We start from the raw sequence: 23008 nt of genomic DNA, 5'->3' as shown, positions 1-23008 counted from the left end.
CAGATTCGAATTCGTCGACTGCCCCACTGCTTTCGCGAGCAGGTTCGCTCCCACAGATCAACGCAGCACAAAAATCTTATACAAATCATTTGACTTGTACATCCATCGATCTATGCTGAGGAAAAGTTGTACAGCGATAACTCTCTGTACAGGTATAGATTCGAGGTGCTCATGTCTACTGCTTCCCTGTCCAAGCCGAAGATCGCCATCAGCGCCTGCCTGTTGGGCGAAGAAGTGCGCTACAACGGTGGGCACAAGGAATCGCGGCTGTGCAGCCGTACCCTCACCGAATATTTCGACTTCGTCCCGCTGTGCCCGGAAGTCGCCATCGGCATGGGCATTCCCCGTGAGCCGATTCGGCTGGTCGGCGACCCTGAACAACCCGAGGCCGTCGGCACCGTCGACCGCACCATCAACGTCACCAGGCCGCTGGCCGAGTACGGCGGAAAAATGGCCGCCGAGTTGCAGGACCTGTCCGGCTACATCTTCATGCAGCAGTCGCCCTCCTGCGGGCTGGAACGGGTCAAGGTCTATCACGACAACGGCGCGCCAGTGAACGGTGGCGGACGCGGCATCTATGCGCAGGCATTCTGTGCACAGCATCCGGATCTGCCGGTGGAAGAAGCCGGGCGCCTCAACGATCCGGTGCTGCGGGAAAACTTCATCACCCGCGTCCTGGCCTACAGCGCCTGGCAACAAGTGCTCGCCGAAGGCCTGAGCCGCCGCGCCCTCACCGAATTCCATTCGCGCTACAAGTACCTGCTGATGGCGCACAACCCGCTGCAATACAAAAACCTCGGCAAGATGCTCGGCAACATGGCTGACAGCGATCCCGCCGAGCTCGGCCCGCGCTACTTCAGCGAGCTGATGGCCGCGCTGAAGAAATGCGCCACGCGCGGCACTCACTGCAACGTGCTGCTGCACCTCAGCGGTTATTTGAAACAATCGCTGAGCGCCGAAGACAAACAGGAAATACAGCAGATCATCGGCCAGTATCGCCAGGGCATCGTGCCGCTGGTGGTGCCGTTGACGCTGCTCAAACACCACTTTCGACTCCATCCGGACCCGTACATCGCGCAGCAGGTTTACCTGCAGCCGCACCCGGAAAACCTCAGTCTGCGAAACGCGATCTAATGAACGATAAAACCGACAGCAGCGCCCGGGAAGACCTCGGCGCCGACTTCAAGAAAGCCCTCGACGAGGGCTGGTTGCCGATTCGCGAAGTCGCGCGGCAGACCGGCGTCAACGCTATCACCCTGCGCGCGTGGGAACGTCGCTATGGGTTGGTGGTGCCCCAGCGCACGCCCAAGGGCCATCGACTGTATAGCGCTGAACATGTGCAGCGAATCATGGCCATCCTCACTTGGCTCAACCGTGGTGTTGCGGTCAGCCAGGTCAAGCCACTGCTCGATGCGCCGCAGGCCTTCACGGAAACCGTGGAAAACGATTGGCAGCGTCTGCATCAGACGTTGCTGTCGGCGGTCACCTCGCTCAATGAGCGCGCGCTGGATGACAGCGTCAATCAGGCCATTGCCTTGTATCCGCCACGGACGTTGTGCGAGCAATTGCTGATGCCGCTGCTGGCCGAGCTCGAACAGCGCTGGCAGGGCCAGTTCGGCGCACAGATGGAGCGGACGTTTTTCTTTTCCTGGTTGCGCAGCAAATTCGGCGCACGCATCTACCATAACAACCGCCAGCTGCATTCGGCGCCGCTGCTGTTGATCAATCATTCCGACCTGCCGCTGGAGCCACATCTGTGGCTGTGCGCATGGCTGATCAGCAGTGCCGATTGCCCGGTGCAAGTGTTCGACTGGCCACTGCCGGCCGGTGAACTGGCGCTGACCGTCGAGCATCTGCAAGCCCGTGGCGTGCTGCTGTATTCGAGCAAAGCCATGCAACTGGCGCAGCTGCCCAAGCTGTTGGCGAATGTCAATTGCCCGACCTTGATTGCTGGCCCCACGGTGCACATTCACCACACCGAGTTGTCCGCACGCACCGCCCAGACTGCCGATCTGTTCCTGGCTGAAGATCCGCTTGCCGCACACCAGGCGCTGCTCGAGCGCGGGTTGATTTGATGATGGGTTTAATCACATGCAACTGATCTGGCTACGCAGCGACTTGCGCCAACATGACAACACCGCCCTCGCGGCCGCCGCAGCGCGCGGCCCGACTGTGGCAGTGTATCTGTTGAGTCCGCAGCAATGGCTGGAGCACGACGATGCGCCGTGCAAAGTGGATTTCTGGCTACGCAATTTGCGCGAACTGAGCCAGAGCCTCGGCGCGCTGAACATTCCGCTGTTGATTCGCAGCGCGCCGCACTGGGATCAGGCGCCAGCAGAACTGCTCAAGCTGTGCCGGCATTTGAAGATCGAGGCGGTGCACGTCAACGAGGAATACGGCGTTCACGAAAGCCGTCGTGATGAAGCCGTGGCCGAAACGTTGCGAGCCGAAGGCATCGAATTCCACAGTTACCTGGATCAGTTGCTGTTCAAACCCGGCACAGTGCTGACCAAGACCGGCACCTACTTCCAGGTGTTCAGTCAGTTTCGCAAAGTCTGCTACGAACGCCTGCATCGCTCGATGCCGGCACTGGTCAAGGCACCCGGCAAGCAGGCCGCGCTGGATATCGCCAGCGATGCAATTCCCGAGGCGGTCAAAGGCTTCGCCACGCCGAGCGAATCCCTGCGCGCCTTGTGGCCGGCCGGCGAGCAAGAGGCGCGGCGCCGCGTCGACACCTTCACCGACGCGCAGATCGACTACTACCGCAGCGAACGCGACTTCCCGGCCAAACCCGGCACCAGCCAATTGTCGGCGTACCTCGCCGCCGGAGTGATCTCGCCACGCCAGTGCCTGCACGCTGCACTGCAAAGCAATCAGGGCGAGTTCGAAAGCGGCAAGGTCGGCGCGGTGACCTGGATCAACGAGCTGCTGTGGCGCGAGTTCTACAAACACATTCTGGTCGGCTATCCACGCGTCTCGCGGCATCGCGCCTTCCGCCCGGAAACCGAGGCGCTGGCCTGGCGCGATGCGCCGGAAGAACTCAAGGCCTGGCAAGAGGCACGCACCGGACTGCCGATCATCGACGCGGCGATGCGCCAATTGCTCGAAACCGGCTGGATGCACAATCGCCTGCGCATGGTCGTGGCGATGTTCCTGACCAAAAATCTGCTGATCGACTGGCGCGAGGGCGAACGCTTTTTCATGCGCCACCTGATCGACGGCGACCTGGCGGCCAACAACGGTGGCTGGCAGTGGAGCTCATCGACCGGCACCGACTCGGCGCCGTACTTCCGTATCTTCAACCCGTTGAGCCAGTCGGAAAAATTCGATGCCGAAGGCGTGTTCATCAAGCACTGGTTGCCGGAACTGGCCGGGCTCAACAAGAAGGAAGTGCACAATCCGGCGGCAGCCGGAGGACTGTTCGGCGTGGCCGATTATCCGGCGCCGATCGTTAACCTCAGCACTTCACGCGAGCGTGCGCTGACGGCGTTCAAGAACCTGCCGTCGCGCCAGCCAGTGGGCGGCAGCGATGAGTGAATTCCTGCGCAGCTTCGCCCGCGAGTTTTCCGGGTTGAACAAAGACAACCTGCATCGCTTGGGCGAGCTGTACAGCGACGACATTCATTTTACCGATCCGCTGCACGAAGTTCAGGGCCTGGCACAGCTGCAGGATTACTTCAGTGAGCTGTACGCCAACGTCAGCGATCTGCGTTTCGATTTTCACGGCTTTGACCAGATCCGCGAAGGTGAGGGTTATCTGCGCTGGGTCATGAGTTATCGCCATCCGCGTCTGGCCAAGGGCCGGGAAATCAGGGTCGGTGGCTGTTCGCACCTGCTCTGGCGCGACAAGGTTTATCGCCATCGGGATTATTTCGATGCCGGGGCGCTGCTGTATGAACACTTGCCAATATTGGGCCGGGTGATTGCCTGGCTGAAAAGGAGAATGGGATGAGTCGTACACCTCCACGGCGGTATTGGTTGACCGGGGCCAGCAGTGGCATCGGTGCAGCCTTGTGTGAGGACATTCTGAAAAGCGGCGCGCACCTGGCGGTCAGCTCGCGCTCGGCCGCGCCGCTCAAGGTCTTGTCCCAGCGTTATCCGGGCCAGGTGCTGGTGGTGCCCGGCGATCTGACCAACAGTCAGACCGTGCGCGAAATCGGTGAGCAGATCGCCGAGGCCTGGGGGTCGCTGGACAGCGTGATTCTCAACGCCGGCACCTGTGAATATGTCGACGCGCGCCAGTTCGATTCGTCGATCATCGAGCATGTGGTGCGCACCAATCTGCTCGCCAGCAGCTATTGCATCGAAGCCGCTCTGCCGCTGTTGCGCAAAGGCACCGCGCCGCACCTGGTCGGCATGGCCAGCTCGGTGACTTACCTGCCGCTGCCACGGGCCGAAGCCTATGGCGCATCGAAGGCCGGGCTGCGTTACCTGTTCGAATCGCTGCGCATCGATCTGGCGGATGAAGGCATTGAAGTCACCATCATCAGCCCGGGTTTTGTCGAAACGCCGCTGACCGAAAGGAACGATTTCCCGATGCCGCTGAGCTGGCCTGCGGATAAAGCGGCGCGGCACATCTTCGCCAAACTCAAGGACCGTCCGCTGGAAATTGCCTTTCCGGGACTGTTCATGGCCGCGCTGTGGCCGCTGTCGAAACTGCCCGCCCGCGCGCAATTGGCGATCGGCAAACGCATGGTGCGCAAGAACCCACCGCAGCGGGACCCGATATGAAAATCGCCGTAATTGGCAGCGGTATCGCCGGGCTCACCTGCGCCTACCTGCTGAACCGCCGCCACGACATCACCGTGTTCGAAGCGAGTGACTGGGTCGGCGGCCATACCCACACCGTACCGGTCAGCGTGGCCGGGCAATCGTTCGCCATCGATACCGGTTTCATCGTGTTCAACGACTGGACCTATCCGAACTTCATTCGCTTGCTCAACCAGCTCAGCGTGGCGTTCAAGCCGACCGAAATGAGCTTTTCGGTAACCGACCCGGACACTGGCGTGGAGTACAACGGCAACAATCTCAACAGCCTGTTCGCCCAGCGCAGCAATCTGTTGTCGCCGGGGTTCTGGGGCATGTTGCGCGACATTCTGCGCTTCAACAAAGAAGCGCAGCGCGACCTGATGGAACTGCGCATCGCCGCCGATACCACCCTCGACGATTACCTCAAGGCTGGCGGCTACGGCGAGCGTTTCATCCTGCATTACATCGTGCCGATGGGCGCGGCGATCTGGTCGATGCCGATGGCGGAAATGCTCAATTTCCCGCTGCAGTTTTTCCTGCGCTTTTTCAAGAATCATGGCCTGCTCTCAGTCAGCGATCGTCCGCAGTGGCAGGTCATTGAAGGCGGTTCCAGTGCCTATGTGACGCCGCTGACCGCTTCGTTCAGCGACAGGATCCGCCTGAACTGCCCAGTCAAGCGTGTCGAGCGCAATCAGCACGGCGTAGTTATCCACAGCCCGGCCGGCCTCGAACATTTCGACAAGGTGGTGTTCGCCTGTCACAGCGATCAGGCGCTGAACCTGCTGGCCAACCCGAGCGACGCCGAGCGCTCGATTCTCGGCGCCCTGCTCTACGCCGACAACGATGTCGTGCTGCACACCGACACGCGCCTGCTGCCGACGCGCAAACTGGCCTGGGCCAGCTGGAATTATCGCCTCGGGGGCGCCGGCCATACGCGCGCGGCGGTCACCTACAACATGAACATCCTGCAGGGCATCGAAAGCGACACTACGTTCTGCGTCAGCCTCAACCAGACCGCCGGCATCAGCCCGGACAAGGTACTGGCCCGCTACACTTACGCTCACCCGCAATACACCTTGGCCGCCGCAGCCGCGCAAAACCGATGGGGCGAACTCGATGGCGAGCAGCACACGCATTATTGCGGCGCCTACTGGGCCAACGGCTTTCATGAAGATGGCGTGGTCAGCGGGCTGCGCGTAGCCGCCGCGTTCGGTGAAACCCTGTGAACAGCGCTCTGTACAGCGGCGTCATCGGCCACCGACGTTTTGCGCCGCGCCGCCACGAATTCCGCTACCGCATCGGTTTGCTCTACCTCGACCTGAGCGAACAGGACGCCGTGCTGGCCTTGTCGCCGCTGGCGGGGCGCAGCCGCTTTGCGCCGTTCTCGTTTCGCGAAACCGATTACCTGAAAGCCTTCACCGGCAAGGGCATGCGCCTGATCGACGCGGTGCGCCAGCAGGTCGGCGCAGCCATCGGTCATGAGCCGCAAGGCGCGGTATGCCTGCTGACCCAGCCGCGCAGTTGGGGCCTGTCGTTCAATCCGGTGAGTTTCTTCTATTGCCATGAAGCCGACGGGCAACTCGCGGCGATCGTTTGTGAAGTAACCAATACGCCATGGCGCGAGCGTTTTCATTACGTGTTGCCGGCGCAGACGCCGACCAGTCTGGTGGATTTCCACCAACATTTTGCTGTAGCCAAGGCGTTTCACGTCTCGCCGTTTCTGCCCCGTGACCTCGAATACCGCATGAGCTTCAGCCCCGCTGCGCAAAGCCTTGGCGTGCACATGGCCGATTGGCAGGGCAACGAGAAACTGTTCGACGCCACGCTCAATCTGCGCCGTGAACCGCTCGATCGTCGCAGCCTGCATCGCTACCTGCGGCGCTTTCCGTGGATGACCGCAAAAACCGCTCTGGCGATTTATTGGCAAGCACTGCGACTGCTGCTCAAGCGCGCGCCGATCTTCCCTCACCAGGCTGCCGACGGCAGCTTTAAAACCGCCACTGTGCCTCCGAAGGAGCCGCACCATGAAATCCTCTAGCCTGCCGCTCGGTCGCTTCAGCACCAACGGTTTGACCGGCTCGCTGCTGCGCCGTGGCGTGTTGCGCCAATTGGCCCAGCTCAAACACGGACAATTGATGGTCGTCGAGGATGGCGAACAAATGCTTTTCGGCACCCCGGGCAGTGCTCTGCTCGGCGAAGTCCATGTACTCGACCCGGCCCTGTGGGGCATGGTCGCCAGCAGCGGCTCGATCGGCGCCGGCGAAGCATTCATCCACGGCTATTGGAGTTCGCCGGACCTGACTGCCGTGGTGCGCGTATTCGTCAGCAATCTCGATGTACTCGATGCCATGGAGGGTGGCCTGGCGCGTCTCGGCCGGCCCTTCGTGCAAGGCCTGCACTGGCTCAACCGCAACACGCGCAAGGGTTCGCAGAAAAACATCGCCGCGCACTACGACCTCGGCAATGAACTGTTCGAACAGTTTCTCGACCCGACCATGATGTATTCCGCCGCCCAGTTCCTTTCGCCGAGCGACACTCTGGAACAGGCGCAACTGAACAAACTTGAACGCATCTGCCAGAAACTCGCGCTCAAACCCAGCGACCACCTGCTGGAAATCGGCACCGGCTGGGGCAGCATGGCGTTGTACGCGGCGCAGCATTACGGTTGCCGCGTGACCACCACGACGCTGTCGAAAGAGCAGTTCGCGTTCACTGCCAAACGCATCGAACAATTGGGCTTGCAGGACCGCGTCACCTTGCTGCTCAAGGATTACCGCGACCTGAGCGGCGAGTACGACAAACTGGTGTCGATCGAGATGATCGAAGCGGTCGGCCATCGGTTCCTGCCCACCTACTTCAAGCAATGCGCGCAGTTGCTCAAGAGCAATGGCCTGATGCTGCTCCAGGCGATCACCATTCGCGAACAACGCTACGAACAGGCCAAGCGCAGCGTCGACTTTATCCAGCGCTACATCTTCCCCGGCGGCGCCCTGCCCTCGGTGCACAAGATGCTCGATGTGGTCAGCCGCGAAACCGACATGAACCTGCTGCACATGGAGGATTTCGGCCTGCATTACGCCAAGACCCTGCGCCTGTGGCACGAGAACTTTCGTCTCGCCCATGGTCGCCTGAGCGAACTGGGCTACGACGATTATTTCCTGCGTTTGTGGGAGTTTTATCTGTGCTACTGCGAGGGCGGATTCCTCGAACGCACCATCGGCACCGCGCAATTGCTGCTGGCCAAACCGGCGGCGATGACCGCTCCCCTGCTCGGGCGCTTCGATGCGTGAGCGAATCGCCAATGCCGTGCTGTTTCAGCTCGGCTGGCTGGCCTGCGTGCTCGGCGGCAACAGTTTATGGCTGTTGCTGGCGGTGGCGGCTCTGGTGATTCATCTGCGCTGGATCAGCAGTTGGGCGGCAGAAGGTCGTTTGATTCTGTGCGTGGTGATTGTCGGCACGGCGGTGGACAGCGTCTTGCGTTATCTCGACGTGTTCCGCTTTGCAGACGCGTCACCGCTGATTCCGCTGTGGCTGATGCTGCTGTGGGCGCTGCTCGCCACCACGTTGCGCCACTGCCTGGCCTGGAGCGCGCGGCCATGGTGGCTGGCCAGCGCACTTGGCGCGGTGGGCGGCGCATTGTCGTACTACGCTGGCGGACGCCTGGCAGGCGTGCAATTTCCCTATGGCGAGGCGGCGACGCTGATCGTTATCGGGCTGCTCTGGGCAGGCTTGTTCCCACTGCTGCATTTGATGGCGCGGCGTCTGGCGCCGTGAGCGTCCGTCAGCGCTTTCACACCCACGGCGATCACTGCCTTACACTGCCACGATGAAAACCATCCCCCACACCCAAATTGCCGAACCGGCGGTCACCTGCTCGACCTGTGCGGCGTGCTGCTGCCAGCTCGAAGTGATGCTGATCACCGACACCGGCGTGCCTGATCGCTTTATCGATACCGATGAATGGGGCGGTGAAGTGATGCTGCGTCTGGACGACGGCTGGTGCGCGGCGCTGGATCGCGACAGCATGATGTGCACGATCTATGAACGACGCCCGCTGATTTGCCGCGAGTTTGAAATGGGCGCGCCGGAGTGCATCGAAGAGCGCCGGGGTATTGCGACAGCCTACCGCTGATTCAAAAACAAAAGATCGTCCGATCGCGGCCCGAGCCTTCGGCAGCTCCTACAGGAGACATCATTCCCATGTAGGAGCTGCCGAAGGCTGCGATCTTTTGATCTGTGTTACAGCGGCATTGTGTAATGCAGCGCGTAGCTTTCTACACCATCGTTGTCGCTGGACAGGCCGGCGTTGGAGTAGTGCGTGGCGCGGATGCCGACTTCGTGGCCGCCGTTGAAGCGCAGGCCGACACCGATGCGGTCTTCGAACTGGAAGGACCCGCCCAGCTTGTTGCTCTCATATTCGGTGTTGGAGAAGAACGCCGCGCCGATACCCGCTTCAACGTACGGTTTGACCGACTGACCGGCAAACTCGTAAACGAATACAGGCGAGAACGACAGGCTGTTGTTGCTGGAAGTCTTGTCACCTTCCCAGTACGTATAAGCACCGCTCCAGTAGCCAGTCAGGCGACCGACGTCGCTCTGCAGCCAGCTCTTGTCCCAGTCGAAATTCATGCCTAAGCGATACGTCATTGTCGAATCGCTGGTACCGCCGACGGCGAATTCAACGCCAGCGGCTTGTGCAGAAATGCTTTGCCCCATCAGTGCGGCCGCAATCGCGGCCAAGCAGAATAGTCGCTTCACTTTGAAACTTCCTTTTCCGGAACGATCGTTTGGTTTTTAGTTGCTGCTGTCGCTATAGAAATCCGCGCTTGGTCAGAAGTTCAGCGTTTTTTCAGTTATTTCACATTTTTTTTACAAGTCGAAGTTTTGCACATTCGACGCAGTTTGGCCCAGCAACGGTAGGATTTTTCTGAGGGATTGCGGATCGGCACTGGTCCAGAACTTCACCGGCTGGCTCGGACGTTGCGCCAGCAGATCACGCTCGGCGAGCAAGCGCTGCAACTGCCGGGCCACGGCAGATCCGGTATCGATCAGGCTGACATCGTCGGCGATCATCGACCTGAGTAACGGCTTGAGGAAGGGATAATGGGTGCAGCCAAGAATGATTGTGTCGCAGTTTTGCGCGAGCAATGGAGCGACGTAACCTTGCAATAAAGTGCGTAATTCGGCGCTGTGCAGATCACCCGTTTCGATCAGTTCGACCAATCCCGGACACGGCTGGGTGATGACTTTTATGTCAGCCGCGAAACGATCGAGCAACGCGGCAAACTTTGCGCTCTGCAGCGTGCCGGTCGTGGCCAGGACGCCAACCACGCCGCTTCGCGTGGCCGCTGCGGCCGGTTTGACCGCCGGTTCCATGCCGACAATCGGCCAGTCGGGAAAGTCGCGACGCAAGTCGGCAACACCGGCCACCGTCGCGGTATTGCATGCCAGCACCAAAGCCTTGGCCCCCTGCTCGCGAAAAAATCCTGCCATCGCACTGCAACGCTGGCGGATGAATTCCGGGGTTTTCTCGCCGTAAGGAATGTGCCCGCAATCGGCGACATAAAGCAGCGATTCGTTGGGCAGCAAGCGCTGAATTTCGCCGAGGACCGACAAGCCGCCGACCCCGGAATCGAACACGCCGATCGGCGCTTCACGCATGGCGCGCGCCACAGACGCTGCAGCCCGGATCACGCTTGACCCGCAGCTCACGGAAGCGCGAACCCAGCGCGTCGATCAGCAACAAACGCCCCACCAATGGCTCGCCAAAGCCGACCAGCACCTTCAACGCTTCCAACGCCTGCAAGCTCCCCACCAGACCAACCAGCGGACCGACCACGCCGGCCTCGCTGCAGGTCAGTTCGGCTTCGCTGCCGTGTCCGTACAGGCAGTGGTAGCAAGGGCTTTCGGCACGCCTTGGATCGAACACCGACAACTGCCCTTCCAGACGAATTGCCGCACCGCTGACCAAGGGCTTGCGCGCGGCAACACAGGCGGCGTTGACTGCCTCACGGGTAGAGAAGTTATCCGAGCAATCGAGCACCAGATCCACCGCCGCCACCGCTGCGGCGAGGGAATCGGCGTCCAGCGCCTGACGATGGGCGACCAGTTGAATCTCGGGATTGATCGCGCCCAGGCGCTTGAGCGCCGAGTCGACCTTGGACATGCCGACACTGTCGGTGTCGTGAATGATCTGCCGTTGCAGGTTGGTCAGATCGACCGTGTCGAAATCCGCCAGATGCAACTCGCCGACGCCCGCTGCCGCCAGATACAACGCCACCGGCGCGCCGAGACCGCCAAGGCCGACGATCAGCACGCGGCTGGCCTTGAGCTTCAGTTGCCCGTCGATGTCGATGTGTTGCAGCAGAATCTGCCGGCTGTAGCGCAGCAATTCCTGATCATTCAGCACGGCAGGCGCCCCAGACTGATGCGTTGATGGCCGCCCAGATCGGTGCGGCTGTGGACTTCTTCAAAGCCACGGGTAAGCAGCAGATCACGCACGGCTTCGGCCTGATCATAGCCGTGTTCGAGCATCAGCCAGCCGCCGGCTTCAAGATGATCCGGCGCCTGCGCAACAATCAGGCGCAGATCGTCGAGGCCATCCTCACCGGCGATCAGCGCACTGGCCGGTTCGAAGCGTACATCGCCCTCGACCAGATGCGGATCGGTGGCGGCAATGTACGGCGGGTTGCTGATGATCAATTGAAAGCGCTGGCCTTCAAGGGCGCTGAACCAATGGCTGCTCAGCACCGTAGCGTTGTTCAGGTGCAGACGCTGGCGATTGCGTTCGGCCAGGGCCACGGCTTCAAGCACGCGATCCACGGCGGTGACTTTCCACGCCGGGCGTTCGCTGGCCAAAGCCAAAGCAATCGCGCCACTGCCGGTGCCCAAGTCGAGGACTTTGGCCGGGGTTGCCGGCAGCAGCTCAAGGGCTGCCTCCACCAGCAATTCGGTGTCCGGGCGCGGAATCAGCGTATGTGGCGCGACTTCCAGATCGAGATTCCAGAAGCCCTGCTGGCCGAGAATGTAGGCCACCGGTTCACCGCTACGCCGCCGTTGCAAATACTCGGCAAAGGTCAGCGCAGCCTCGCTCGGCACGATGCGCTCGGGCCAGGTGTGCAGAAAGCTGCGCGACTTGCCCAGTGCGGCGGCGAGCAGCAGTTCCGCGTCCAGACGCGCAGTCGGCGAGTCCGGCAACTCGGCAGCGCGCAACAGGCTGGCGATGATGGTCATTTATTCACCTATCGCTGCGAGTTGGTCAGCCTGATATTCGGCCAGCAACGGCTCGATCACGGCTTCGACGCCACCGGCGAGAATTTCATCCAGGGAATACAGGGTCAGGTTGACGCGATGGTCGGTGACCCGGCCCTGGGCATAGTTGTAGGTGCGGATGCGCTCGGATCGATCGCCGGAACCGACCAGCAACTTGCGCTCACTGGCAATCGCGTTGGCCGCCGCTGCGTTCTGCTGATCGTTGAGTTTCGCCGACAGCCACGCCATCGCCCGGGCACGGTTCTTGTGCTGGGAGCGTTCTTCCTGACACTCGACGACGGTGCCGGTCGGGATGTGGGTAATGCGGATCGCCGAATCGGTGGTGTTGACGTGCTGACCACCAGCGCCGGAGGAACGGTAAGTATCGACGCGCAAATCCGCCGGGTTGATCTCGATGGCTTCGCGCTCATCCGGCTCGGGCAACACCGCCACGGTGCAGGCCGACGTGTGGATCCGGCCCTGGGATTCGGTCGCCGGGACGCGCTGGACGCGGTGTGCACCGGACTCGAATTTCAACTTGCCGTAAACGTTGTCGCCTTCGATGCGCGCGATGACTTCTTTATAGCCACCGTGTTCGCCTTCGTTTTCCGAGAGGATCTCGACGCGCCAGCCACGCCGCTCGGCATAACGCGAGTACATGCGGAACAGGTCGCCGGAGAAGATCGCCGCCTCGTCGCCACCGGTGCCGGCGCGAATTTCGAGGAAGACGTTGCGCCCGTCATTCGGATCTTTAGGCAGCAGCATGCGCTGCAGATCGGATTCCAGCGTGACCAGCAACTCCTTGGCTTCGCGAACTTCTTCCACGGCCATTTCGCGCATGTCCGGGTCATTGTCCTTGAGCAGTGCCTGCGCGCCTTCAAGATCGCTTTGTACGCCGAGCAGCTTTTTATAGGCGGCCACTACCGGCTCGAGTTCGGCGTACTCCTTGGAATAGGCGCGGAACTTGGCCTGATCGGCAATGACTTCACCGTCGCCGAGCAGCGCGGTCAGTTCCTCGAAACGGTCCTGGAGAATGTCCAGCTTGTTGAGCAGTGACGCTTTCATTGCGGTTTTTTATCCGAAAAACTATCCGGTGAGCCCTCAAGGGCAAAGAGTTCCTGGGCCATGGCCAGCGCATCGAGGCGGCCTTCGGCAGACAGCTTTTTCAACTGCACGCTGGGCGCATGCAAGAGTTTGTTGGTCAGGCCACGGGCCAGTTGCCCGAGCACGTCTTCGGCGTTGCCGCCGTTGGCCAGCAGACGCAGGGCCTTCTGCAATTCCTCGTCGCGCAGGCGTTCGCTCTGTTGACGATAGGCCTTGAGCACGTCGACCGCCGCCAGTTCGCGCAGGCGCACCATGAAATCGTCGGCGCCGACCGAGACCATTTCCTCCGCCGCCTGTGCAGCGCCCTGACGGCTCTTGAGGTTCTCGGCGACCACTTCGTGGAGATCGTCGACGCTGTACAGGTAAACGTCGTCGAGCTCACCGACTTCCGGCTCGATATCGCGCGGTACGGCGATGTCGACCATGAAGATCGGCTTGTGCTTGCGCAGCTTCAGCGCACTTTCCACCGCACCCTTGCCGAGGATTGGCAACTGGCTGGCGGTCGAACTGATGACGATATCGCTGCGCACCAGCTCCGCCGGGATGTCCGAGAGCAGCACCGCGTGAGCGCCGAACTGCTCGGCCAACTGACTGGCGCGCTCCAGCGTGCGGTTGGCGACGACGATGCGCTTGACCCCCAGCTCATGCAAATGGCGCGCGACCAGCGTAATCGTCTCGCCGGCACCGATCAGCAGCGCCTGACTACGTTGCAGATCACTGAAAATCTGTTTCGCCAGGCTCACTGCGGCAAACGCCACCGACACCGGGTTCTCGCCGATCGCGGTATCGGTACGCACTTGCTTGGCGGCATTGAAGGTCGCCTGAAACAGCCGCCCCAGCAGCGGACCGATGGTGCCGGCCTCGCGGGCCACGGCGTAGGCCGATTTCATCTGGCCGAGAATCTGCGGTTCGCCCAGCACCAGCGAGTCGAGCCCGGAAGCGACGCGCATCATGTGACGAACAGCCGCATCGTCTTCATGCACATAGGCACTGGCGCGCAGTTCGTCGAGGCTCAGATGGTGATAATCGGCCAGCCAGCGCAGCACGACATCGGCCGAGAGCTGATCCTGTTCTATATAAAGCTCACTGCGATTGCAGGTGGAGAGGATCGCGGCTTCGCGGCTGTCGGTCAGTCGGCAGAGCTGTTGCAGGGCCTCCACCAGTTGCTCAGGGGTAAAGGCCACGCGCTCGCGCACGTCTACTGATGCAGTCTTGTGGTTGATACCGAGTGCAAGGAAGGCCATTCAAGGTCGCTGATGGTGACGTGAAGCCGGCAATTGTCCTACTTCGAAAGATTCAGAACAACTACCGCTGACTATTGTCCCAATCGTCAGCCCCTATAATGGCCACAATTGAGTCTCGGTTATGTTTGGCCGAAGGCTTGTGTCATGATGATCCGACCGCAGGTTAGTCGTCCTCTTCCTATATGAATAGATCTTCCGCGTTGCTCCTCGCTTTTGTCTTCCTCAGCGGCTGCCAGGCCATGGCGCCCGTTGCGCCGGACGGCACCCCGCCGGTCGAAGACACCACGCCCGCACCTGAAAAGCCCAAGGTTTACGGCACATTCAGCGAGGAAACCGTGTTCAGCCTGCTGAGCGCCGAACTCGCCGGCCAGCGCAATCGTTTCGACATTGCCCTGGACAATTACGTGACCCAGGCCATCAACACCCAGGATCCGGGCGTCTCCGAGCGGGCTTTCCGCATCGCCGAATATCTGGGCGCCGATCAACCGGCCCTCGACACCGCGCTGATCTGGGCCCGCAATGCCCCGGACGATCTCGAAGCGCAACGCGCCGCTGCCGTACAACTGGCTCGCGCCGGGCGTTACGACGACTCCATGGTCTACATGGAGAAAGTCCTGCAGGGCAAGGGCGACACCCATTTCGACTTCCTCGCACTGTCGGCCGCCGACACCGATCAGGAAACCCGCAACGGTCTGATGAAAAGCTTCGACCGTTTGCTTGAGCGCCACCCGAACAACAATCAGCTGATTTTCGGCAAGGCTCTGCTGTTGCAGCAGGACGGCGACAATCAAGGCGCGCTGACTCTGCTCGAAGACAACCCACCGGAAGACGGCGAAATTGCACCGATCCTGCTGCGTGCGCGCCTGCTGCAATTGCTCAACCGTGGCGACGAAGCGCTGCCGCTGTTGCAGAAAAGCATCAGGAAATACCCGGAAGACAAGCGCCTGCGCCTGACTTACGCGCGCATGCTGGTCGAACAGGACCGCATGGACGACGCCAAGGCCGAATTCTCCACCCTCGTTCAGCAATACCCGGAAGACGACGAACTGCGTTATTCGCTGGCACTGGTGTGCCTGGAAGCCAAGGCGTGGGATGAGGCCAAAGGTTATCTGGAAGACCTGATCGCTCGCGAAAGCCACGTCGATTCGGCACATCTGAACCTCGGCCGGATTGCCGAAGAGCGCAACGACCCGCAAGGCGCGCTCATCGAATACGCACAGGTCGGCCCGGGCAATGACTATCTGCCGGCACAGCTGCGTCAGGCCGATATCCTGATGAGCAACGGCAAGACCGCCGAAGCGCAGAGCAAACTGGCGGCCGAGCGTGACGAGCAACCGGATTACGCGATTCAGCTGTATCTGATCGAATCGGAAAGCCTCTCGGCCAACAAACAGGACGACAAGGCCTGGAAGGTTCTGCAACAAGCGCTGCAGAAATACCCGGACGATCTCAACCTGCTTTACACCCGCGCCATGCTCGCGGAGAAACGCAATGATCTGGCGCAAATGGAGAAAGACCTGCGCCTGATCATCAAGCGCGACCCGGACAACGCCATGGCGCTGAATGCGCTGGGCTACACCTTGTCCGATCGCACCACCCGCTACGCTGAAGCGAAAACGCTGATCGAGCAGGCGCACCAGATCAATCCGGAAGACCCGGCGGTACTCGACAGCCTCGGCTGGGTGAACTATCGCCTGGGCAATCTGGACGATGCGGAGAAATACCTGCGCCAGGCGCTCGAGCGCTTCCCCGACCACGAAGTCGCCGCGCACCTTGGCGAAGTCCTCTGGGCCAAGGGCAATCAACGCGAAGCCAAACAAGTGTGGGGCAAGTTCCTCAAGGATCAGCCCGACAGCACCATTCTGCGCAGCACCATCAAGCGCCTGACCGGATCCGAGAATCTTTAAACCATGCTTTTGCGCCACGTTATTGTTTTCAGCTTCATCGCCCTGCTCGCCGGCTGCTCGGGTTTCGGCACTCGCGAATCGGTCGAGGGCCACGGCAGCCCGGCCCAGTGGGCGGCAAACAAACAGCAACTGACCGGCCTCGACGGCTGGCAGATCGACGGCAAGATCGGCATCCGCGCGCCGAAGGATTCCGGCAGCGGCACACTGTTCTGGCTGCAGCGTCAGGACTACTACGACATTCGCCTGTCCGGCCCGCTGGGTCGCGGCGCGGCACGCCTGACCGGGCGTCCGGGCAAGGTGTCGCTGGAAGTCGCCAACCAGGGCCGCTACGAATCGCAATCACCCGAAGCTCTGCTCGAAGAACAGCTGGGCTGGAAATTACCGGTGTCGAATCTGGCCTGGTGGGTTCGTGGCCTGCCCGCTCCGGAAAGCAAAAGTCGCTTGAACCTGGACGCCGACAGTCGTCTGGCCAGCCTTGAGCAGGACGGCTGGAAAGTCGAATACACCGCCTACACCGAACAGAATGGTTACTGGCTCCCCGAGCGCATCAAGCTGCACGGCACCGACCTCGACGTGACGCTGGTGATCAAGACCTGGCAACCGCGCAAGTTGGGGCAATAAAGCATGACCGCTGCACGCCTGACCCTGCCCTCGCCGGCCAAACTCAACTTGATGTTGCACATTCTCGGTCGCCGTGAAGACGGTTATCACGAATTGCAGACGCTGTTTCAATTCCTCGATTACGGCGATGAACTCACTTTCGCCGTGCGCGATGACGGCATGATTCAACTGCACACCGAGTTCGCCGGCGTGCCCCACGACAGCAACCTGATCGTGCGCGCGGCGAAGATGTTGCAGCAACAGTCCGGCTGCGCGCTCGGCATCGACATCTGGATCGACAAAGTCCTGCCCATGGGGGGCGGCATCGGTGGCGGCAGTTCGAATGCGGCGACGACTTTGCTCGGTCTCAACCATTTGTGGCAACTGGGCTGGGATGAAGATCGCCTCGCCGCACTGGGCTTGTCACTGGGCGCCGACGTACCGGTGTTCGTCCGTGGCCATGCAGCATTTGCCGAGGGCGTCGGCGAGAAACTGACCCCGGTCGACCCCGAAGAACCGTGGTATCTGGTGCTCGTGCCGCAAGTCGCTGTTAGTACGGCAGAAATTTTTTCCGATCCTTTGTTGACACGTAACACACCGCCCATTAAAGTGCGCCCCGTTCCCGAGGGAAACAGTCGAAATGACTGCTTGCCGGTGGTAGCAAGGCGTTATCCAGAGGTACGTAACGCATTGGATTTGTTAGGTAAATTTACCGAAGCAAAGCTCACCGGAACTGGAAGTTGTGTGTTTGGGGGCTTCCCAAGCAAAGCTGAAGCTGATAAAGTCTCGGCCCTTCTGACAGAGACCCTTACAGGGTTTGTAGCGAAAGGAAGCAACGTTTCGATGTTGCATCGCAAGCTGCAAAGTCTGCTCTAAAGGAATCAAGTGCCCGGCACTTGAAAGCAACAGATACAGGGGCGTCGCCAAGCGGTAAGGCAGCAGGTTTTGATCCTGCCATGCGTTGGTTCGAATCCAGCCGCCCCTGCCATTTTCTCTACTCATCCAGGTTACCCTCAGCCTCTAGGTACTGCGCGTGTCCAAGATGATGGTCTTTACGGGGAATGCCAACCCCGATCTGGCTCGGCGTGTCGTACGTCAGCTGCATATCCCTCTCGGTGACATCTCTGTCGGCAAGTTTTCCGACGGCGAAATCACAGCCGAGATCAATGAAAACGTTCGCGGTAAAGACGTCTTCATTATTCAGCCGACCTGCGCTCCGACCAACGATAACCTGATGGAACTGGTAGTGATGGCTGACGCCTTCCGCCGCTCCTCGGCTACTCGTATCACTGCTGTTATTCCTTATTTTGGTTATGCCCGTCAGGATCGCCGTCCGCGTTCCGCACGTGTGGCTATCAGCGCTAAAGTCGTTGCTGACATGCTTACCGTAGTCGGCATCGACCGTGTTCTCACGGTTGATCTGCATGCTGACCAGATTCAGGGCTTCTTCGATATTCCGGTAGATAACATCTACGGCTCCCCGGTTCTGGTGGATGACATCGAAGATCAGCGCTTCGAAAACCTGATGATCGTGTCTCCGGACATTGGTGGGGTCGTGCGTGCACGGGCTGTTGCCAAGTCGCTGGGCGTCGATCTCGGGATCATCGACAAACGCCGTGAGAAAGCCAATCACTCTGAAGTGATGCATATCATCGGTGATGTCGAAGGGCGTACCTGTATTCTCGTCGATGACATGGTCGATACCGCCGGCACCCTGTGCCACGCGGCCAAGGCCCTGAAAGAGCATGGCGCAGCCAAGGTCTTTGCCTATTGCACACACCCTGTGCTGTCGGGCCGGGCCATCGAGAATATCGAAAATTCCGTGCTGGACGAGCTGGTGGTGACCAACACCATCCCGCTGTCCGCTGCAGCACAAGCCTGTGCACGTATCCGTCAACTGGATATCGCACCGGTTGTTGCCGAAGCGGTTCGCCGCATCAGCAATGAAGAATCGATCAGCGCGATGTTCCGTTAAGGGCCCTGCCCTTCGCGAAATGTCTCGTTGACGAAAAGCGCCCCGCCCCGGCATTCCTGTCGGGGCGGGGCTTTTTTGCCCATACCGTGCTCGGCGCTGGTCGCAAACGCCACTCGGTCATGGCTATTTTGGAGATACAAAATGAACGATTTTACTCTGAATGCTGAAGTGCGTTCCGACCTGGGGAAAGGTGCGAGCCGCCGCCTGCGTCGTCTCGCAAGCCTGGTTCCAGCTGTAGTTTACGGAGGCGACAAAGCCCCTGAATCCATCAGCATGCTGGCCAAAGAAGTTGCCAAACTGCTCGAAAACGAAGCGGCTTACAGCCACATCATCGAGCTGAACGTTGGTGGCACCAAGCAGAACGTCATCATCAAGGCGCTGCAGCGTCACCCGGCCAAAGGCCACGTGATGCACGCTGACTTCGTACGCGTTGTTGCCGGCCAGAAACTGACCGCCATCGTGCCTGTACACTTTGTTGGCGAAGAAGCTCCAGTGAAGAAAGGCGGCGAAGTTTCGCACGTTGTTGCTGAAATCGAAGTGACCTGCCTGCCAAAAGATCTGCCTGAGTTCATCGAAGTCGATCTGTCGAAAGCTGAAATCGGCACCATCATCCACCTGTCGGACCTCAAAGCTCCTAAAGGTGTTGAGTTCGTTGCTCTGGCACACGGCGATGACAAGGCTGTTGCCAACGTCCACGCTCCACGTGTTGCTGCAGAACCTACCGAAGAAGGCGCAGCAGAGTAATTCACTCTGTCATGCCGGAGTGAGCAAGTAACATCGCGGACTGGAACGTAGCGAGAAAGCGGGCGAGAACGCGGAGTTTACATCCATGGTAAATGAGCATTTTTCGTCCACTTTCGCCGCTTTCCCCGATCACGGCGATGTTATCCACCACTCCAAGGAAGGGCCCCTATCGTGACTGCCATCAAACTGATCGTTGGCCTGGGAAATCCAGGCGCTGAATACGAACAGACCCGGCATAACGCAGGGGCCCTTTTTGTTGAGCGCATCGCCCACGCACAGAATGTGAATCTTGTGGCCGATCGCAAATATTTCGGCCTGACCGGGCGCTACTCGCATCAGGGTCAGGATGTTCGTCTGCTGATTCCCACCACCTACATGAACCGCAGCGGCCAGGCCGTGGCGGCACTCGCCGGTTTCTTCCGCATCAAGCCTGAAGAAATCCTCGTGGCGCATGACGAACTCGACCTGCCTCCGGGCGTTGCCAAGCTCAAGCAGGGCGGCGGCCATGGCGGTCACAACGGGTTGCGCGACATCATTGCGCAACTGGGCAATCAGAATACGTTCTACCGCCTGCGGCTTGGCATCGGCCACCCGGGCGTTGCCAGTATGGTTTCAAATTTCGTCCTGGGTCGTGCGCCACGCGCCGAACAGGAAAAACTCGATGCCAGCATCGACTTTGCCCTCGGCGTGCTGCCGGATATCCTCGCCGGGGAATGGAACCGCGCGATGAAAAACCTGCACAGCCAGAAGGCCTGACTTTTACCCGAGGGGAAACACCATGGGATTCAATTGCGGCATCGTCGGCCTGCCTAACGTCGGCAAGTCCACCCTGTTCAACGCCCTGACCAAATCCGGTATCGCGGCCGAGAACTTCCCCTTCTGCACCATCGAGCCGAACAGCGGCATCGTGCCGATGCCGGATCCGCGTCTGGAAGCTCTGGCGGCCATCGTCAATCCCAAGCGCATCCTGCCGACCACCATGGAGTTCGTCGACATCGCCGGCCTCGTCGCTGGCGCCTCGAAAGGTGAAGGCCTGGGCAACAAGTTCCTGGCCAACATCCGTGAAACCGACGCGATCGCTCACGTGGTGCGCTGCTTCGAAGACGACAACGTGATCCACGTTTCCAACAGCGTCGACCCGAAACGCGACATCGAAATCATCGACCTGGAACTGATCTTTGCCGACCTCGACAGCTGCGAGAAACAACTGCAGAAAGTCGCGCGCAACGCCAAGGGCGGTGACAAGGACGCCGTGGTTCAGAAGGCTTTGCTCGAGCAACTGATCGCGCACTTCACCGAAGCCAAGCCGGCACGCAGCCTGATGAAAAACATGAGCGCGGATGAGAAAGCCGTGATCAAGGGCTTCCACCTGCTGACCACCAAACCGGTCATGTACATCGCCAACGTCGCTGAAGACGGTTTCGAGAACAACCCGCACCTGGACGTGGTCAAGGCCATTGCCGAAGAAGAAGGCGCTATGGTCGTTCCGGTGTGCAACAAGATCGAAGCGGAAATCGCCGAGCTCGACGACGGCGAAGAGAAGGACATGTTCCTCGAGGCTCTGGGCCTGGAAGAACCTGGCCTGAACCGCGTTATCCGCGCCGGCTACGAAATGCTCCACCTGCAGACCTACTTCACCGCTGGTGTCGAAGAAGTCCGCGCCTGGACCGTCAAGGTCGGTGCCACCGCACCACAGGCCGCTGGCGTGATCCACACCGACTTCGAAAAAGGCTTCATCCGTGCCGAAGTCATCGCCTACAACGACTTCATCCAGTACAAGGGCGAAGCCGGCGCCAAAGAAGCCGGCAAATGGCGCCTGGAAGGCAAGGATTACATCGTCAAGGACGGCGACGTGATGCACTTCCGCTTCAACGTCTAAGCAACAGCCGGGCAAGAAAAAGCCGCGTTTGATACGCGGCTTTTTTGTGCCCGAAAGATTGTTAAAAGATCGCAGCCTTCGGCAGCTCCTACAGATGTACATCTATCCTTTGTAGGAGCTGCCGAAGGCTGCGATCTTTTGATCTCAAGCTTTTTTAGTACGCGGGAGAAAGATCGCCAACACACCAAACAACGGCAGGAACGAGCACAGGAAATATACGTACTCAATCCCGTGCACATCCGCCAGATGCCCGAGCAGCGCGGCACCAATCCCGCCGAAACCGAACATCAGGCCGAAGAAGATCCCGGCAATCATCCCGACATTACCCGGCACCAGTTCCTGCGCGTACACCACGATCGCCGAAAATGCCGACGCCAGAATGAAGCCGATCACCACGCTGAGAATGCTGGTCCAGAACAGATCGACATGCGGCAGGATCAAGGTGAATGGCGCCACCCCCAGGATGGAAAACCAGATCACTGCCTTGCGCCCGATCTTGTCGCCAATCGGTCCACCGAAGAACGTCCCCGCCGCCACTGCGCCCAGGAAAAGGAACAAGTGCAGCTGCGAGCTGGCAACCGACAGGTCGAACTTCTCGATCAGGTAGAAGGTGAAGTAGCTGGTGAAACTGGCCATGTAGAAATACTTGGAGAACACCAGTAGCCCCAGCACCACCAGCGCACTGGTTACCCTGCCCTTCGACAAGCCGTGCGTCGCCGCCTGACCGGCCTTGAGCTTGAACAAGTTGAGGTGATTGGCGTACCAGCGGCTGATGCGGTACAGCACGAACAGCGCAAACACCGCGAACAGACCGAACCACGCCACATTGCCTTGGCCGAAGGGAATGATGATCGCTGCCGCCAGCAACGGGCCGAACGCGGAGCCGGCATTGCCGCCGACCTGAAAGGTCGATTGCGCCAGACCAAACCGGCCGCCCGAGGCCAGTCGCGCAACACGCGAGGCTTCCGGGTGAAAGGTTGACGAGCCAATGCCGATCAGCGCCGCCGCCAGCAGAATCAATGGGAAGCTGCCGACCACCGACATCATCAGAATGCCGATCAACGTACACACCGTGCCCGCCGGCAACAGCCACGGTTTGGGGTGGCGATCAGTGTGATAACCGACCCACGGCTGCAACAGCGACGCGGTCAACTGGAAGGTCAAGGTGATCAGGCCGACCTGGGTGAAGGTCAGGCCATAATTGGCTTTGAGCATCGGGTAGATCGACGGCAGCACCGACTGGATCAGGTCATTGATCAGATGCGCCAGCGCCACCGCGCCGATGATGCGCATCACCAAGGGGCTGCTTTGCGGAGCAGCGGTCGCCGAGGCAGCGGCGGTCTGAACGTTGCTGATAGCCATGGAAAATTCCGGACAGCAGATGGGTGCCCGCAGGCAGGTGCGCCAATGTGCCATTTTTCGGTGCGCCAGCGCTATCCCCTTAGCCAGCTAACTAAGTTATTGATGACACACCACCGTGTAGGAGCTGCCGAAGGCTGCGATCTTTTGATCTTGCTTCTAAGCATCAAAGTCAAAAGATCGCAGCCTTCGGCAG

Annotated in this window: 24 protein-coding genes and 1 tRNA gene; 18 read left to right on the top strand and 7 right to left on the bottom strand. The window is 60.1% G+C overall.

Going from position 1 to position 23008, the window contains the following annotated elements; all coding sequences use genetic code 11:
* The first annotated feature begins 171 nt into the window (after positions 1-171).
* From AC0IXA_RS16020 to AC0IXA_RS15975, 10 genes are read left to right on the top strand one after another with little or no spacing between them, the layout of a single operon-like run.
* Positions 172-1134 (top strand): YbgA family protein, encoded by a 963-nt coding sequence (locus AC0IXA_RS16020; protein ID WP_471813838.1) that lies wholly within the window; start codon positions 172-174, stop codon positions 1132-1134.
* A complete protein-coding gene (locus AC0IXA_RS16015; protein WP_016773222.1) occupies positions 1134-2075 on the top strand; it encodes a MerR family transcriptional regulator in 942 nt (313 codons plus the stop codon). Before AC0IXA_RS16020 ends, AC0IXA_RS16015 begins: the two co-directional genes overlap by 1 nt.
* Positions 2076-2091: 16 nt before the next feature.
* Positions 2092-3537 carry a deoxyribodipyrimidine photo-lyase gene (gene phrB / locus AC0IXA_RS16010; protein ID WP_471813836.1) on the top strand — a complete coding sequence of 482 codons (1446 nt, stop codon included), beginning with the start codon at positions 2092-2094 and terminating at the stop codon, positions 3535-3537.
* Positions 3530-3952 carry a nuclear transport factor 2 family protein gene (locus AC0IXA_RS16005; protein ID WP_024014285.1) on the top strand — a complete coding sequence of 141 codons (423 nt, stop codon included), beginning with the start codon at positions 3530-3532 and terminating at the stop codon, positions 3950-3952. Before phrB ends, AC0IXA_RS16005 begins: the two co-directional genes overlap by 8 nt.
* The gene (locus tag AC0IXA_RS16000) at positions 3949-4731 is read left to right on the top strand and encodes an SDR family NAD(P)-dependent oxidoreductase (protein WP_016773219.1); all 783 of its coding nucleotides are present in this window, start codon (positions 3949-3951) and stop codon (positions 4729-4731) included. Before AC0IXA_RS16005 ends, AC0IXA_RS16000 begins: the two co-directional genes overlap by 4 nt.
* Positions 4728-5975 carry an NAD(P)/FAD-dependent oxidoreductase gene (locus AC0IXA_RS15995; RefSeq protein WP_471813834.1) on the top strand — a complete coding sequence of 416 codons (1248 nt, stop codon included), beginning with the start codon at positions 4728-4730 and terminating at the stop codon, positions 5973-5975. Before AC0IXA_RS16000 ends, AC0IXA_RS15995 begins: the two co-directional genes overlap by 4 nt.
* Positions 5972-6787 (top strand): DUF1365 domain-containing protein, encoded by an 816-nt coding sequence (locus AC0IXA_RS15990; RefSeq protein WP_252868282.1) that lies wholly within the window; start codon positions 5972-5974, stop codon positions 6785-6787. The genes AC0IXA_RS15995 and AC0IXA_RS15990 overlap by 4 nt, the downstream gene beginning before the upstream one ends.
* Positions 6774-8039 carry an SAM-dependent methyltransferase gene (locus AC0IXA_RS15985; protein WP_016773216.1) on the top strand — a complete coding sequence of 422 codons (1266 nt, stop codon included), beginning with the start codon at positions 6774-6776 and terminating at the stop codon, positions 8037-8039. The genes AC0IXA_RS15990 and AC0IXA_RS15985 overlap by 14 nt, the downstream gene beginning before the upstream one ends.
* Entirely contained in the window at positions 8032-8523 is a 492-nt protein-coding gene (locus AC0IXA_RS15980; RefSeq protein WP_123444163.1) for a DUF2878 domain-containing protein, read from the top strand. The genes AC0IXA_RS15985 and AC0IXA_RS15980 overlap by 8 nt, the downstream gene beginning before the upstream one ends.
* A gap of 52 nt (positions 8524-8575) precedes the next feature.
* A complete protein-coding gene (locus AC0IXA_RS15975; protein ID WP_024014290.1) occupies positions 8576-8881 on the top strand; it encodes a YkgJ family cysteine cluster protein in 306 nt (101 codons plus the stop codon).
* 107 nt (positions 8882-8988) lie between these two features.
* On the opposite strand, the gene AC0IXA_RS15970 is transcribed toward AC0IXA_RS15975, so the two are convergent.
* From AC0IXA_RS15970 to hemA, 6 genes are all read right to left on the bottom strand, one after another.
* Positions 8989-9507 carry an acyloxyacyl hydrolase gene (locus AC0IXA_RS15970; protein WP_122507863.1) on the bottom strand — a complete coding sequence of 173 codons (519 nt, stop codon included), beginning with the start codon at positions 9505-9507 and terminating at the stop codon, positions 8989-8991.
* A 111-nt stretch (positions 9508-9618) separates the two neighbouring features.
* Positions 9619-10410 (bottom strand): glutamate racemase, encoded by a 792-nt coding sequence (gene murI, locus AC0IXA_RS15965; RefSeq protein WP_471813832.1) that lies wholly within the window; start codon positions 10408-10410, stop codon positions 9619-9621.
* Entirely contained in the window at positions 10403-11158 is a 756-nt protein-coding gene (locus AC0IXA_RS15960; RefSeq protein ID WP_130900220.1) for a molybdopterin-synthase adenylyltransferase MoeB, read from the bottom strand. Before AC0IXA_RS15960 ends, murI begins: the two co-directional genes overlap by 8 nt.
* Positions 11152-11982: a peptide chain release factor N(5)-glutamine methyltransferase gene (gene prmC / locus AC0IXA_RS15955; protein WP_471813830.1), complete on the bottom strand. Its 831-nt coding sequence runs from the start codon at positions 11980-11982 to the stop codon at positions 11152-11154. Before prmC ends, AC0IXA_RS15960 begins: the two co-directional genes overlap by 7 nt.
* On the bottom strand, positions 11983-13065 hold the full coding sequence (gene prfA, locus AC0IXA_RS15950; protein WP_016773210.1) for a peptide chain release factor 1: 1083 nt from the start codon (positions 13063-13065) through the stop codon (positions 11983-11985). It lies immediately after the preceding gene.
* The gene (hemA, locus tag AC0IXA_RS15945; RefSeq protein WP_016773209.1) at positions 13062-14348 is read right to left on the bottom strand and encodes a glutamyl-tRNA reductase; all 1287 of its coding nucleotides are present in this window, start codon (positions 14346-14348) and stop codon (positions 13062-13064) included. Before hemA ends, prfA begins: the two co-directional genes overlap by 4 nt.
* Before the next feature lie 182 nt (positions 14349-14530).
* Here hemA and AC0IXA_RS15940 point away from each other — a divergent pair, with 182 nt between their 5' ends.
* The 8 genes from AC0IXA_RS15940 to ychF all read left to right on the top strand — a co-directional run bounded on the left by AC0IXA_RS15940 (position 14531) and on the right by ychF (position 21453).
* The gene (locus AC0IXA_RS15940) at positions 14531-16255 is read left to right on the top strand and encodes a tetratricopeptide repeat protein (protein WP_471813828.1); all 1725 of its coding nucleotides are present in this window, start codon (positions 14531-14533) and stop codon (positions 16253-16255) included.
* 3 nt (positions 16256-16258) lie between these two features.
* Positions 16259-16876: a lipoprotein insertase outer membrane protein LolB gene (gene lolB, locus AC0IXA_RS15935; RefSeq protein WP_016773207.1), complete on the top strand. Its 618-nt coding sequence runs from the start codon at positions 16259-16261 to the stop codon at positions 16874-16876.
* A 3-nt stretch (positions 16877-16879) separates the two neighbouring features.
* A complete protein-coding gene (gene ispE, locus AC0IXA_RS15930; RefSeq protein ID WP_471813826.1) occupies positions 16880-17731 on the top strand; it encodes a 4-(cytidine 5'-diphospho)-2-C-methyl-D-erythritol kinase in 852 nt (283 codons plus the stop codon).
* Between the two features lie 37 nt (positions 17732-17768).
* Positions 17769-17843, top strand: a tRNA-Gln gene (locus AC0IXA_RS15925).
* Between the two features lie 45 nt (positions 17844-17888).
* Positions 17889-18830, top strand: coding sequence for a ribose-phosphate pyrophosphokinase (locus AC0IXA_RS15920; RefSeq protein WP_003171603.1), 942 nt, complete (start codon positions 17889-17891; stop codon positions 18828-18830).
* Positions 18831-18971: 141 nt separating this feature from the next.
* Positions 18972-19574, top strand: a complete 603-nt coding sequence (locus AC0IXA_RS15915; RefSeq protein ID WP_110602994.1) for a 50S ribosomal protein L25/general stress protein Ctc — start codon at positions 18972-18974, stop codon at positions 19572-19574.
* A gap of 171 nt (positions 19575-19745) precedes the next feature.
* Positions 19746-20330 carry an aminoacyl-tRNA hydrolase gene (pth, locus tag AC0IXA_RS15910; RefSeq protein ID WP_016773203.1) on the top strand — a complete coding sequence of 195 codons (585 nt, stop codon included), beginning with the start codon at positions 19746-19748 and terminating at the stop codon, positions 20328-20330.
* A gap of 22 nt (positions 20331-20352) precedes the next feature.
* Positions 20353-21453 (top strand): redox-regulated ATPase YchF, encoded by a 1101-nt coding sequence (gene ychF / locus AC0IXA_RS15905; protein WP_016773202.1) that lies wholly within the window; start codon positions 20353-20355, stop codon positions 21451-21453.
* A gap of 144 nt (positions 21454-21597) precedes the next feature.
* Here ychF and AC0IXA_RS15900 read toward each other — a convergent pair whose 3' ends face one another.
* Positions 21598-22815 carry an MFS transporter gene (locus AC0IXA_RS15900; RefSeq protein WP_039761258.1) on the bottom strand — a complete coding sequence of 406 codons (1218 nt, stop codon included), beginning with the start codon at positions 22813-22815 and terminating at the stop codon, positions 21598-21600.
* Between the last annotated feature and the right edge of the window lie 193 nt (positions 22816-23008).

Source organism: Pseudomonas sp. AC083, assembly GCF_979253165.1.
Note: the sequence above shows the minus strand (reverse complement) of the source record. Positions and strands in the feature narration are given on the sequence as shown.